Below are 13,158 nucleotides of genomic sequence, written 5' to 3' on the forward strand. Positions count from 1 at the left end.
GGCCGCTGCGATTGCCCACGCTGGTGTGATGCCGGACCGGCCCCGCGCCGGACACCGTGGACGCCGTGATCGAAGTCCATGAACTGACCAAACGCTATGGCCGTACCACCGCCGTCAACGGCCTGACCTTCACCGTGCGCCCCGGGCATGTCACCGGGTTCCTCGGTCCCAATGGCGCCGGCAAGTCCACCACCCTGCGCATGATCCTCGGTCTGAACGCGCCCACCAGCGGCACCGTCACCGTGGGCGGCCAGGTGTTCCGGGACCGCCCGCGCGGACTGCGTCAGGTCGGCGCGCTGCTGGACGCCCACGATGTCCACGGCGGGCGGAGCGCCGCCGCCCACCTCTCGGCGCTGGCCCACAGCAACCGCATCCCGGCCGCCCGGGTGGCCCGGGTGCTGGAGGAGGTGGGCCTCACCGCCGCGGCCCGCCGCCGGATCGGCGGATTCTCACTGGGCATGAAGCAGCGGCTGGGCATCGCCACCGCGCTGCTCGGCGACCCGCCGGTGCTGCTCTTCGACGAGCCGCTCAACGGCCTCGATCCGGAAGGGGTGTTGTGGGTGCGCGGCCTGTTCCAGCGGCTGGCCGCCGAGGGGCGCACCGTGTTTGTCTCCAGCCATCTGATGAGCGAGATGGAGAACACCGCGGACCATCTGGTGGTCATCGGCCGGGGTGAACTGATCGCCGATGAGAGCCTGGCGGCGTTCTCCGCCCGGGGCAACCGGCTGAGCGTGACGGTACGCACTCCCGACGCCGAGCGGCTGGCCCCGCTGCTGACCGCAGAGGGCGCGGCGGTGCGCCACGAGGACGAGCGCACCCTCTCCGTCACCGGGCTGCCCGCCGACCGCATCGGCGAACTCGCCTTTCAGCACCGGGTGCTGCTGCAAGAACTGGCCACCCAGGCCGCCTCCCTGGAGCGCGCCTTTATGGAACTCACCGCCGACCGCGCCGAATTCCTCGCCGGAGACCCCCGATGACCCTGACCGCCGTACCCGCCGCCGCCACCGAGCCGTCCGCCCGTTTCCGGGATCTGCTGCACAGCGAGTGGATCAAGCTCTGGTCGCTGCGCTCCATCCGCTGGGCCTTTCTGCTGGGCGGGCTGGCCATCATCGGGATCAACGCCAGCGCCGCCATGGCCGACTACAACAACTGGCCGCACTACTCCCCGGCGATGCAGGCCGACCCCTGGATGTGGGGGCTGCGGGACTCCTTCACCAACGAGGGCGGCATGGTGCTGATGCTGGTCGCCGGCAGCATGGGGGCCATCACCCTGGTCGGGGAGTACGGCACCGGGCTGATCCGGACCACCTTCGGGGCCGTCCCCGACCGCCGTTCGGTGGTACTGGCCAAGACCGCCGTGGTCACCGTGGTGTTCACCGGGTTCGGTCTGGCGGTCGTCATCGCCTCCTACCTGGCCGGCAATTCCATCCTCGCCGGGCGGCATGCCGACGCCTCGCTCAGCTCGCCCGGCGCGGTCCGGGTGCTGGCGGCGTCGGTGCTGCTCTCCCCGCTGGCTGCGCTGGCCGGTCTGGGCCTTGGCGCGATCATCCGGCACAGCGCCACCACCATGGTCACCACCGCCTTCGTCCTGTTGCTGCTGCCCAACTTGTTCACCGAGCGCCGTTGGTGGTCGGCCGCCGTCAACCACGCCATGCTGTACTCGGCCTGGCGGCGGCTGGTTGACAGCAACCCCCAGTATCCGGCGGTGTTGCACCGGGCCTCCGTCGGCGGGTCCTGGACGGTGTTCGCGGTGTGGTCGCTGCTGGCGGTCGTGGTCGCGGTGGTGCTGGTGGACCGGCGCGATGTCTGAATACCTCCGTGACCTTGTTCACTTCCCTCACCGCGGAGTGAGCGAACTACGCACAACTCGACCGCAATTGCCGCGATCGATACTGCGCTGAGTGCATCCGGATCTATTGATTCCGCTCCTACTTCTTGTCATGCTCGCCACTTCGCGCTTCCGTCCGCTACGGTTCCAACCGCCTCGGCGGTGCCGTGGCGCAACGGGGCCGATGGCTTGACCAGCCATCACAAGACGGGGAGAGCCAATGAGGGGGAGAGGACAACCGGGGCGCCGGTGGGCCAGATGTCTGGCCGCGTCCGCCGGAGCCCTGATGCTGATCACGGGCACCGGCGGAGTCGCCATGGGCGCCGCCCGGCAGGCGGCCGACGGCCCCACGCCCTCCGCCTCCGCCTCTTCCTCCGCCCCGCACCTGACGTACTTCGGCCCCATGCCCAGGATCGAGGTGGGCGGAAAGGTCTGGTTCACCCTCGACGGCGCACCGGCCGGTACCGACGAGGTGACCGTCAGCTCACCCGCCCTGGTCAAGCCGATCGCGCTCACCTTGGAGAAAAAGGACGGCACCCGGTTCGTCCAGAACGGCGGGTCGGCCGACGACCACCAGGTCCGCGACGATGTGAGTCCTGGAACGTACCCGGTCACCGCCACCAGCCATGGCCACACCCTGGCCACCGCCTCGCTCGCCCTGGCCGCCAAGGGCTCGGCGGACATCGGCCGCTTTGTCATCGGCCCAAGGGGCGCGTTCCCGGGCAGTGACACCTCCGCCGCCGTACATCCCGGCGCCGAGGTCACCGTGGTGCTCACCGACCACCAGCCCGACCCGGACGAGGACTCCCTCACCGTCAAGTCTCCTGCCTTCGAGCACCCGTTGACCCTGAAGCAGGGCGCGGACGATCCCGGCTGCAAATGCGATGACGGGTCCACGCTCTATGGCGGACACACCAGGCTCCGCGATGACCTCAAGTCCGGCCGGTATCCCATGACCGTGGTCAGCCACCACGGCAAACAGACCACCACCCGGCAGTTCCAGGTGACCGGCGAGCCCGTCGCCGATGACGGCCCCGGCCCCTGGACGATCGGCGGCATCGTGGCCGCCGTGCTGGTGGTACTCGCGGCGGCCGGACTGGCCGTACGCCGGCGGCGTAAGGCCGCCGCCTCCTGACACCCACGTCCCCCACGGCGTGGTTCCCCGGCGCGGCACGCCCCCACGGTTTCCCGTGCGCCCCGCCCGGTTGTTCTCCCTCTCCCTCGGCCGGTCCCGGCCGGAGGGACAACCCCTCATGGCGAAGAAGGTTTTCCTTGCGAACCTCACGCACACGAATACGCCGGATCGCCGTCTCGGCGATCGGCGCCGCGGTGTTCCTGACCAGCGGGGCCACCCTGGCACACGCCGATGGCGGCAAGCCCGGACCCGCCCCGACGCACACCGCCGCCGCGCCGAACGGCACCAGACCCGGCGGCAAACCCGGTACCGCTCCGGCGCCGAAGAAGCCCGCGCCCACCGCGAGCAGCACCACGGCCGCCAACTCCGGCCCGGTGGACAAGGGCTTCACCGACGCGGACGCTCTCCGGTTCTGGACCCCTGAGCGGATGGCCTCGGCGGTGGACCCCGCCCGCCCCGCGGCGCCCCCCAAGGGCAAGGCCCGGCGGCCGGCGCCCAGCCGCAGTGGGGTGGCCGCCGATATGCCGACCGCCGAGCACATCCTGGGCCTGAAGTCCGTTGGCGCGCTCTTCAGTTACAAGCAGGACCCGACCACCGGCCAGATGCATGCCCACAACTGCTCCGCCAGCGTGGTGGAGAGCCCCGGGCGCGACCTGATCCTCACCGCGGGGCACTGCGCCGGCGGCAAGGCGGTCATCTTTGTTCCCTGGTACGCCACCGAAAAGCCGTTGGACCAGCAGCAGTTCGGCTTTTTCCGGGTCGCCGACTGGTTCACCGACAGCCGGTTTTCCCAGGGTCACCAGATCAAGACCAAGGAATCGGACCTGGACTTCTCCTTCGGCCGGCTGGAGCCCTCGGCGAGCGGCCAGAAGGTCCAGGACGTGGTGGGCGCCAACACCCTGGCCCGTACGCCCAGTTTCAACAACAATGTGACCATGGTCGGCTACCCGATGGCCAAGTACGAGCCCGAGGACCATCCGGTACGCTGCCCCACCCAGACCTGGGCGCTGCCCGGCTATTACCAGATCCAGGCCCTGTGCCACGGGATGTACAGCGGCACCTCCGGCGGCCCCTGGTACTCCAAGGTGGACTGGGCCAAGGGCACCGGCGAGATCATCGGCAATGTCGGCGGCTACAACGGCGGCGGCAATGACGCCAATGTGGACTGGCTGACCTACAGCCCCGTGCACGGCGACTGGTTCTTCCGCCTCTATGAGGAGGCCAAGGCCAACCAGCATGTCGGTCACGGCAGTTCCTATGAGCAGCCCCCGCTGCCGTACTCCATGGGCGGCGGCGACACCTGGAAGCACGCCAAGCTGATGGCCTCCGGCGACTTCAACGGCAACGGCCACAGCGACATGATCGTGGTGTGGACCGACGGCGAGGTCACCATGTACTACAGCGATGGCAAGGGCCACTTCACCAGTGAGCGCCAGCTGGTGGCGAAGGACTCCATCTGGAAGGACGCCGAGACCATCACCGCGGGCGACTTCACCGGCTCCAACCAGTTCGACCTGATGGTGCGCTGGGTGGACGGGGAGGTCACGCTCTATGGCGATGTGGGCTCCAACGGCCTCAACTGGGCCGGCAAGCAGCTGGTCGATCCCAAGAAGACCGACCTGTGGAAGCACGCCACCCAGATCGCCGCGGGCCGCTTCGGTTCCTCCCAGTACGTCACCGACCTGATGGTGCGCTGGTCCGACGGCGAGCTCACCCTCTACACCAATGTGGGCGCCGGCGGCTTCGGCCAGGAGCACAAGCTCAAGGACAAGAACGAGACCTGGACCCATGCCACCCTGCTCACCAGCGGTGAGTTCTCCGGCAGCGCCCGGTGGGACCTGATGGTCCAGTGGTCCGACGGTGAGCTCGACAACTACGTCAACACCAACCCCTCCGGCCTGGGCAACGAGGCCCGCATCCAGGACCCCAACGGTCTGTGGACCCACAACACGGTGATGACCACCGGCAACTTCACTGCCAATGGCCGCACCGACGATGTCGTGGTCCGCTGGTCCGACGGTGAGACCACCATGTACATGGACTCCACCACCAACCACATGGGCATCGAGGAAAACCTCGTCCCCCACGCGTAACACCCCCAGCACAGCCCGCTGCCGCCCCCGCCCTTGTCCATATGCGGGGGCGGCAGCGGCCGTCTCGGAACCCCGAGGCGTCCAGCTCCAGCTCGACCGTGCCCACGGCGCAGTCCAGCCCGGCCGCCGCCGCGAAACGGCCGTCCCCCGAACGGACCACCCATCCCGGTGAACCCCCCAACCACCGTCTCGGCCCATCGGGGCATGACCAGACCGCCCCCATGTACTAGAGTTATCTCGACATCGAGATATCTGCCGAGAGGGCGTACCGGCGTCGCGTCACTAAGGCGTACCTAAGTTAGGTGAACCTTATCGCATGGGCGTGACCATGGAACGGCAGCATTGCCGCGGTACGCGCATTCATGCACATGAAGGAGACTGTCGTGTCGGCGAACAGCTTCGACGCTCGCAGCACGCTGCAAGTAGGCGACGAGTCGTACGAAATCTTCCGGCTGGACAAGGTCGAGGGCTCCGCGCGCCTTCCCTACAGCCTCAAGGTGCTGCTGGAGAACCTGCTCCGCACCGAGGACGGCGCCAACATCACCGCCGACCACATCCGCGCCCTGGGCAACTGGGACTCCCAGGCCCAGCCCAGCCAGGAGATCCAGTTCACGCCGGCCCGCGTGATCATGCAGGACTTCACCGGCGTCCCCTGTGTCGTGGACCTCGCCACCATGCGCGAGGCCGTCAAGGAGCTCGGCGGCGACCCGGCGAAGATCAACCCGCTGGCCCCGGCCGAGCTGGTCATCGACCACTCGGTGATCGCCGACAAGTTCGGCACCCCGGACGCCTTCGCGCAGAACGTGGAGCTGGAGTACGGCCGCAACAAGGAGCGCTACCAGTTCCTGCGCTGGGGCCAGACCGCCTTTGACGAGTTCAAGGTCGTCCCGCCGGGCACCGGCATCGTCCACCAGGTGAACATCGAGCACCTGGCCCGTACCGTCATGGTCCGTAACGGCCAGGCGTACCCGGACACCCTGGTCGGCACCGACTCGCACACCACCATGGTCAACGGCCTGGGCGTGCTCGGCTGGGGCGTCGGCGGCATCGAGGCCGAGGCCGCCATGCTCGGCCAGCCGGTCTCCATGCTGATCCCGCGCGTGGTGGGCTTCAAGCTCACCGGCGAGCTGCCCACCGGCACCACCGCCACCGACCTGGTGCTCACCATCACCGAGATGCTGCGCAAGCACGGCGTCGTCGGCAAGTTCGTCGAGTTCTACGGTGAGGGCGTCGCCGCCACCTCGCTGGCCAACCGCGCCACCATCGGCAATATGTCGCCGGAGTTCGGCTCCACCGCCGCGATCTTCCCGATCGACGGTGAGACCCTCAACTACCTGCGCCTGACCGGCCGCAGCGAGCAGCAGGTCGCGCTGGTCGAGGCCTACGCCAAGGAGCAGGGCCTGTGGCTGGACCCGGCCGCCGAGCCGGACTTCTCCGAGAAGCTGGAGCTGGACCTCTCCACGGTCGTCCCCTCCATCGCCGGTCCCAAGCGCCCGCAGGACCGCATTGTGCTGGCCGACGCCGCCAAGCAGTTCGCGGCCGATGTCCTCAACTACGTTGACGCCACGGCCCAGGAGCCGGCCGCCGCCTCCGCCGCCTCCTCCGTGGTGGACGAGGCGAGCGCCGAGTCCTTCCCGGCCAGCGACGCCCCCGCCTACGGCCACGAGGACAACGGCGCCGGTGCCCCGCAGCACTCCGCCGTGGTGCCCGGCCCCGGCCCGTCCAACCCGGTGACCGTCACCGCCCCCGACGGCACCACCTACACCATCGACCACGGCGCCGTCACCGTCGCCGCGATCACCTCCTGCACCAACACCTCCAACCCCTATGTCATGGTCGCCGCCGCGCTGGTGGCCAAGAAGGCGGTGGAGAAGGGCCTGACCCGCAAGCCGTGGGTCAAGACCACCCTGGCCCCGGGCTCCAAGGTCGTCACCGACTACTTCGACAAGGCGGGCCTGACCCCCTACCTCGACAAGGTCGGCTTCAACCTGGTCGGTTACGGCTGCACCACCTGCATCGGCAACTCCGGCCCGCTGCCGGAGGAGGTCTCCAAGGCCGTCAACGACCATGACCTGGCCGTGACTTCGGTGCTCTCCGGCAACCGCAACTTCGAGGGCCGGATCAACCCCGACGTCAAGATGAACTACCTGGCCTCCCCGCCGCTGGTTGTCGCCTACGCCATCGCGGGCTCCATGAAGGTGGACATCACCCGCGACGCCCTGGGCACGGACCAGAACGGCAACCCGGTCTTCCTCAAGGACATCTGGCCCTCCGAGGCCGAGGTCAACGAGGTCGTCGCCTCCGCCATCGGCCAGGACATGTTCTCCTCGTCCTACCAGGACGTCTTCGCGGGCGACGCCCAGTGGCAGGCGCTGCCGATCCCGACCGGCAACACCTTCGAGTGGGACGCCGAGTCCACCTATGTCCGTAAGCCCCCGTACTTCGAGGGCATGACGATGGAGACCACTCCCGTCACGGACATCACCGGCGCCCGCGTCCTGGCCAAGCTGGGCGACTCGGTCACCACCGACCACATCTCCCCGGCCGGTGCGATCAAGGCCGACACCCCGGCTGGCAAGTACCTCACCGAGCACGGCGTCGAGCGCCGTGACTTCAACAGCTACGGCTCGCGCCGCGGCAACCACGAGGTCATGATCCGCGGCACCTTCGCCAACATCCGCCTGCGCAACCAGATCGCGCCGGGCACGGAGGGCGGCTTCACCCGCGACTTCACCCAGGACGGCGCCCCGGTGTCGTTCATCTACGACGCCTCCCAGAACTACCAGGCCGCCGGCATCCCGCTGGTCGTCCTGGCCGGCAAGGAGTACGGCTCCGGCTCCTCCCGCGACTGGGCCGCCAAGGGCACCGCGCTGCTCGGCGTCAAGGCCGTCATCGCCGAGTCCTACGAGCGCATCCACCGCTCCAACCTGATCGGCATGGGCGTCCTCCCCCTGCAGTTCCCCGAGGGCGCCTCGGCCGAGTCCCTTGGCCTGACCGGCGAGGAGACCTTCTCCATCGCGGGCGTCACCGAGCTCAATGAGGGCCGTACGCCGCGCACGGTGAAGGTCACCACCGACACCGGTGTGGAGTTCGACGCGGTGGTCCGCATCGACACCCCCGGTGAGGCGGACTACTACCGCAACGGCGGCATCATGCAGTACGTGCTGCGCTCGCTGATCCGCAAGTAGCCGGACCGCGCCGCGCGTTGTGCGCGGCGCCCCCGACACGACGGCGGCCCCTCGGGACCTGGTGAGGTCCGGTGGGGCCGCCGTTTGTCGTCGTTCTCGCCGTGAGGCGCTGCTATGTGGCGGGCGCCCAGCCCTCGCCGAGCCGGGCATCGATCCGGTCCAGCCGCTCCAGGACCGCGCGCCGGCCGATGACGAGCCGGCTCGTGGTTCTACCTCTGCGCGGGCGACGACTGCTGCGGGAGGCGGCGGACGAAGTCCAGCAGCAGGGTGCAGAACGCCGCGGGCCGTTCCAGCGGCGCGAGATGTCCGGCACCGGGGATGACGGTGGTCCGACCCACATCGAGGTCGCGGACCAGGCCCTCGCCGCCCTCGTGGAAGTCGGGCATGTCGTGCTCGCCGACGCCGACCAGAGCGGGCACGCCCCTGAGCGTGCGCAGCGCCGCCGGGCCCGTGCCGAGGGGATCCGCCGCCTGCGGCGGTTCGCCGTGGGTGAGCTGTTCGGTCAGCCGGCGGTGGAGCATGCGGGCGGCGTGGGCGCGTACCTCCTCGGTGGCCCCGGCCGAGGTCCACGCCTCGACGCCGGCCTTCACCGCGGCGTCCAGGTCGCCGGCGGCCAGCGCCGTCCGTTCGGCCTCCCAGGCGGCGTCCAGACGTGGGGAGGCGGGCTGGTCGTGGGGCCGGTACCCGACCAGTACCAGGCCCTCCACCCGCTCGGGTGCCGTGACGGCGGCCTGGAGTGCCACCAAGGCGCCCAGTGAATTCCCGGCGAGCACAAAGCGGTCGGCCCCGAGGTGGTCGAGCGTGTCGAGCACATCCGACCAGGGGGCCACCTCGCGGCGGTCGGGCACGGTCGCGTCGCCGTGACCGGGCAGGTCCAGGGCGATGGCCCGCACGCCCGCCTCGGCGAGCAGCGGGAGGTGGGCATCCCACATGGTGCGGTCGGTGGGCCGGGCGTGCAGCAGGACGACGGGCCGTCCCCGGCCTGCCTCGGTGGAGGGAAGCAGCATGGCTTGAGGTGCCTTCTTCGGTGAGTGGGTGGGCGAGGTCCGGCCGGCGTGGAGGGAAGCGGCCGCTGCCGCGGGGATGCGGGTCATGCAGCCTCGGTGAGTTCGCCGAGTTCCGTGCCGGTCAGGTGCAGCCTCGCCGCGGCCAGGTTCTCCTCCAGGTGCGCGACCTTGGAGGTGCCGGCGGTGCCGGCGGTGCCGGACAGGGCGGCGGTCATGAGCGGACGTCTTCTTCCTCTGCGGGGGTGTCCTGAATGGTGGGAGCCGAGCCCTGCCCGGCCAGTCGGCGGAGCAGGACCAGGGCATCGGCGCCGGCGCTGCCGGGTTCCGCGCTGTAGACGGACAGGTGCTGGCCCGGGGCGCTGGTGACGGCCAGTGCCTCGAAGTGCAGCCGCACCTCACCCACGCGGGAGTGCCGGAAGTGCTTGTCCTCCTGCGTACGGGGACGGACCTCGTAACGTGCCCACAGGCCGGTGAAGGCGGGGCTGCGCACGCTGAGTTCGCCGACGATCCGCTCGATCCGCTCGTCCCCGGGGAACTGCGAGGAGGACGCCCGCAGGTTGCCCACTGCGGTGTGCGCCGCTTTGCCCCAGTCGATGTAGAACTCGCGTGCGAACGGGTCGAGGAAGATCATTCGCAGCAGGTTGTCGTACCGGGCGAACCCGCGGTACAGCTCGCGCGCCATCGCATTGGCGGCCAGCACGTCCTGCGCCGCGCCGACCACGAAGGCCGGCACGTCGCGCATGCCGTCCATCAGCCGCACCAGCTCCGGGGCGACGGCGGGTGCGGCGGCGGCCGTGGCGAAGACGGGCAGGCCGAGCCGGAACAGGTGACCCGCCGCGGCACCGTCCAGCCGCAGTGCCGCAGCGATCGCCCGGAGCACCTGCTCGGACGGGTTCCGCTCACGGCCCTGCTCCAGGCGGATGTAGTAGTCCGTGCTCACCCCGGCCAGCAGCGCCACCTCGTCCCGCCGCAGCCCCGGCACCCGCCGGTCCCCGCCGTCGAGCAGCCCGACGTCCCGCGGCGCGATCATCGCGCGGCGAGCACGCAGATACTCACCGAGCTCGTTGTTGCTTTCCATGTCCGCCACGCTAGACCGGCCCCATGGGCCGGGGCGTGGGTGCGTTGCACCCACCCGGGACTGCGGCCACCCGGCATCCCGCATGGCACTCGACCATGCTCAACGCCCGCTTGTCCTGCGGATATCAGAAGCTGGTGCGGAGTTGACGGGCCATGGAATGACCCGTCGGTACCGAGGTCTCAGGCGGCGAAGTCGTTGACCGCCTTGGCAATGTCGTCCCCGGTCAGGGGCTGCTGGATGTGGCTGAGCAGTCGTGCCAAAGCGGGTAGGGCAGTCTCCTGGTTGGCGAGGGCCACGCTCACATGGTCCCGGTCCGGGATCACGGCCATGGCGGCCCGGTAACCGGGTAGCCGTCCATTGAGATACATCTGTCCCGAGGGGCCCAGCGCCCACCCCAACCCGTAGGCCATGGGGTCGTCGGACCGGGTGCGTGGACGACGGATCTCCTCCAGGAGAGCCCGGTCGGCGAGCAGTTCCTCGCCGGCGGCCAGGAGCTCCGACACCGACGACCACAGGCCCCCGCTGGGCCGACGGGTGCGCGGATAACCGAGCAGTGGGAGTTCGGTGCTGCCCTTCCACCCGGCGACGGACGCCGCCGGGGTCTTGAAACCTGTCCGTTCAAGGCCCCAGCGGTCGAGGAGGGCCCCCTCCAGCGCGCTCTCGAACGTCGTGCCGCTCAGGGCCGCAAGGATCGAGCCGGCCAGGAAGTAGTTGCCGTTGTAGTAGGACCACCGCTCGCCGGGCTCCCGCTCGTTCCCGGCGCGGACCACGAGCCGGGCGGCTTCCAGCAGCGCGCCGTCCCCCTCGCCCAAAGCCTTCACGGTTGCCGCGTCCACCGATTCACGCAGGCCGGAGACCTGCCCCAGGATCTGCTCGATGGTGAGGCTCTTGTCGGCCCGCCAGTCCGGCGCAAGGCCGGGAAGCAGTTCGATGACCGGTACGCCCAGCGGAACACCGTTGTCCCGCAGCACGCGGACCAGCGCCGCGGAGGTGAAGACCTTCGTCAGCGAGGCTATACGGAAACACGATTCCGCCGTCACCTCGGCTGTTCCCCGAGTCGCCGTCGTGCGTGCACCCGCCACCGATGAACCCACCGCCACCGCCGGGACATCGTGAAGACTCTTCTGTTCTTCCATGAGCTCTTGAAGATTCACAGTGGGCATCGTATTGACGGCCTTCCGGACGCTTGTCCAGGCCCGCAAGCCGCGGCCGATCAGGTTCTGCGCGAGATGACCATGATGTATTCGCAGGGAGCGTTCGTCCGGTTGGCGAAGCCGTGGTCCGCGTCGGCCTGGAAGAACAGGGAGTCGCCTGGGTGCAGGGTCTCGCTGATCCCGCCGATCGCGACGGTGAGGGCGCCTTTGAGCACCACGAGTTGTTTCTCCGTACCGGGCGGATACGCGGGCAGCAGCCCGGTGGAGACCTGCGCGGGGAGGTGGTGGAAGACCAGCTCGGCTCCTCCCGCGCCCGGGGCCGCTGACACGATGTGCCGTTCGAAGCCGGTTTCCGGGTCACGGAAAACGGGGCGTTCGTTCTTGCGCATGACAACGGCCACACCGGGCGGGGCAGCAGCGGGCGCACCCATCAGGTCCGAGAGCGACGCGTCGAGTGCGTGGGCGATCCTGGACGCGACGCCGATCGTCGGGCTCTTCTCACCGCGTTCGACCTTGGACAGCATGGCCCGGCTGACCGACGACTGTGCGGACAGCTGCTCCAGCGTCAGGCCCGCCTCCTCGCGGCGTCGCCGCACGTTACCGCCGAACGCGCCGGCCAGGTCGTCAACCTTCTGTGGTTCGGCCGCAGTTCCGTCTTGCTCGACCACCGTGCTCCTCGATCGATGGGTATCTCGCCGCCCACAGTGTAGTGTGCTTCTCCCAAAGAAGATCTGCTCTTCTATCGGAGAACTCACGATGTGCGCCCGACGACGGAGGGGTTCCATGCGTTTGATCTCAAGTGGCCGGCACCATGCCACGTTCGAATTCGGCGATCTGCAGGTGACCTCGTTGCGAGACGGGTACATCGACATGCCGCCGACACGGCTCCGCGACGAGGACGGGCGTACGCTCGATGAGCTGCCGGCTGCCGTCCCGCTGGCCGGCGACAACTTGCGGCTGTCGGTCAACGCCTTCTTCGTCACCGACGGCACGCGGTCGGTTCTCATCGACACCGGCGCGTCCAACGCCTGGCACGACCCCACCATGGGACTGATCTATGACGCGCTCGACGAAGCGGGAATCGACCGCGCGCATATCACCGATGTGGCCATCACCCACAAGCACGGAGACCATGTGAGCGGCCTGATCGCGCCGGACGGTTCAGAGGCGTTCGGCAAGCTCGAGCGCGTGTGGATCGGCGAAGGTGACACCTCGGTGTTCACGGGGCGGCTGGAGCCGATCCGCGACCGGGTCGTACCCGTTTCGGAGAAGGCCGCGATCAACGACTGGACCACCGCGATCCCGGCACCGGGTCATACGCCCGGTCACACCGTCTACGAGGTCAGGAGCGGCACCGGCCGCCTTCTCGCCTGGGGCGACACCGTTCACGTTCCCACGCTCCAATTCGGTCAGCCGAATGTGTCCTGGGAACTCGACGGCAACCAGTCCCAGGCCCGCGCCATGCGGGCGACCCTCCTCGAGCAACTGACCAGACCAGACCACTTCGTGGCCGGCGCCCACCTCGACTCACCCGGCATCGCCCGCGTAACCCCCTCCGGCGACGGCTATGCGCTGGAATACCTCGCACCACCGATCGGCTGACCGAAAGCGAACGCACGGCGGACGCGGTTCGCCCCGCCGCACAGGCGACGGGGCGAACCAAGTGCGGTTACAC

Annotated in this window: 11 protein-coding genes; 6 read left to right on the forward strand and 5 right to left on the reverse strand. The window is 69.3% G+C overall.

Translation table 11 applies throughout. The features are described 5' to 3' along the window. The first annotated feature begins 65 nt into the window (after positions 1 to 65). The 5 genes from CV755_RS05810 to CV755_RS05830 all read left to right on the forward strand — a co-directional run bounded on the left by CV755_RS05810 (position 66) and on the right by CV755_RS05830 (position 8,244). The gene (locus tag CV755_RS05810) at positions 66 to 977 is read left to right on the forward strand and encodes an ATP-binding cassette domain-containing protein (protein WP_193553358.1); all 912 of its coding nucleotides are present in this window, start codon (positions 66 to 68) and stop codon (positions 975 to 977) included. Further along, positions 974 to 1,810 carry an ABC transporter permease gene (locus CV755_RS05815; protein ID WP_109279080.1) on the forward strand — a complete coding sequence of 279 codons (837 nt, stop codon included), beginning with the start codon at positions 974 to 976 and terminating at the stop codon, positions 1,808 to 1,810. Before CV755_RS05810 ends, CV755_RS05815 begins: the two co-directional genes overlap by 4 nt. A gap of 304 nt (positions 1,811 to 2,114) precedes the next feature. After that, positions 2,115 to 2,963: a hypothetical protein gene (locus CV755_RS05820; RefSeq protein ID WP_241560996.1), complete on the forward strand. Its 849-nt coding sequence runs from the start codon at positions 2,115 to 2,117 to the stop codon at positions 2,961 to 2,963. Positions 2,964 to 3,100: 137 nt separating this feature from the next. Further along, complete coding sequence (locus CV755_RS05825; protein ID WP_241560997.1) at positions 3,101 to 5,056, forward strand: trypsin-like serine peptidase; 1,956 nt, start codon at positions 3,101 to 3,103, stop codon at positions 5,054 to 5,056. 383 nt (positions 5,057 to 5,439) lie between these two features. Then, positions 5,440 to 8,244: an aconitate hydratase gene (locus CV755_RS05830; protein ID WP_109279081.1), complete on the forward strand. Its 2,805-nt coding sequence runs from the start codon at positions 5,440 to 5,442 to the stop codon at positions 8,242 to 8,244. 209 nt (positions 8,245 to 8,453) lie between these two features. Here the strand turns inward: CV755_RS05830 and CV755_RS05835 are convergent, their stop codons facing one another. From CV755_RS05835 to CV755_RS05855, 5 genes are all read right to left on the reverse strand, one after another. Beyond that, complete coding sequence (locus tag CV755_RS05835) at positions 8,454 to 9,251, reverse strand: alpha/beta fold hydrolase (RefSeq protein WP_109279082.1); 798 nt, start codon at positions 9,249 to 9,251, stop codon at positions 8,454 to 8,456. A gap of 83 nt (positions 9,252 to 9,334) precedes the next feature. Next, complete coding sequence (locus CV755_RS36635) at positions 9,335 to 9,466, reverse strand: hypothetical protein (RefSeq protein WP_277751783.1); 132 nt, start codon at positions 9,464 to 9,466, stop codon at positions 9,335 to 9,337. Continuing rightward, entirely contained in the window at positions 9,463 to 10,329 is an 867-nt protein-coding gene (locus tag CV755_RS05845; protein WP_109279248.1) for a helix-turn-helix domain-containing protein, read from the reverse strand. Before CV755_RS05845 ends, CV755_RS36635 begins: the two co-directional genes overlap by 4 nt. A gap of 179 nt (positions 10,330 to 10,508) precedes the next feature. Continuing rightward, on the reverse strand, positions 10,509 to 11,492 hold the full coding sequence (locus CV755_RS05850; RefSeq protein ID WP_109279083.1) for a serine hydrolase: 984 nt from the start codon (positions 11,490 to 11,492) through the stop codon (positions 10,509 to 10,511). A 50-nt stretch (positions 11,493 to 11,542) separates the two neighbouring features. After that, positions 11,543 to 12,151 (reverse strand): helix-turn-helix domain-containing protein, encoded by a 609-nt coding sequence (locus tag CV755_RS05855; RefSeq protein WP_193553359.1) that lies wholly within the window; start codon positions 12,149 to 12,151, stop codon positions 11,543 to 11,545. A gap of 115 nt (positions 12,152 to 12,266) precedes the next feature. On the opposite strand from CV755_RS05855, the gene CV755_RS05860 reads away from it, so the two are divergent. Beyond that, complete coding sequence (locus CV755_RS05860) at positions 12,267 to 13,085, forward strand: MBL fold metallo-hydrolase (protein ID WP_109279085.1); 819 nt, start codon at positions 12,267 to 12,269, stop codon at positions 13,083 to 13,085. Positions 13,086 to 13,158 lie beyond the last annotated feature (73 nt).

Origin of the sequence: Streptomyces orinoci (assembly GCF_003121295.1) — a bacterium.
Taxonomy (GTDB): Bacteria; Actinomycetota; Actinomycetes; order Streptomycetales; family Streptomycetaceae; genus Streptomyces; species Streptomyces orinoci.

What these genes read in the sequence shown, in the direction of transcription:
- CV755_RS05850 (WP_109279083.1), bottom strand. Translation starts at nt 11,492, where the DNA reads ATGCCCACTGTGAATCTTCAAGAGCTCATGGAAGAACAGAAGAGTCTT.
- CV755_RS05860 (WP_109279085.1), top strand. Translation starts at nt 12,267, where the DNA reads ATGCGTTTGATCTCAAGTGGCCGGCACCATGCCACGTTCGAATTCGGC.
- CV755_RS05815 (WP_109279080.1), top strand. Translation starts at nt 974, where the DNA reads ATGACCCTGACCGCCGTACCCGCCGCCGCCACCGAGCCGTCCGCCCGT.
- CV755_RS05820 (WP_241560996.1), top strand. Translation starts at nt 2,115, where the DNA reads ATGCTGATCACGGGCACCGGCGGAGTCGCCATGGGCGCCGCCCGGCAG.
- CV755_RS05845 (WP_109279248.1), bottom strand. Translation starts at nt 10,329, where the DNA reads ATGGAAAGCAACAACGAGCTCGGTGAGTATCTGCGTGCTCGCCGCGCG.
- CV755_RS05835 (WP_109279082.1), bottom strand. Translation starts at nt 9,251, where the DNA reads ATGCTGCTTCCCTCCACCGAGGCAGGCCGGGGACGGCCCGTCGTCCTG.
- CV755_RS36635 (WP_277751783.1), bottom strand. Translation starts at nt 9,466, where the DNA reads ATGACCGCCGCCCTGTCCGGCACCGCCGGCACCGCCGGCACCTCCAAG.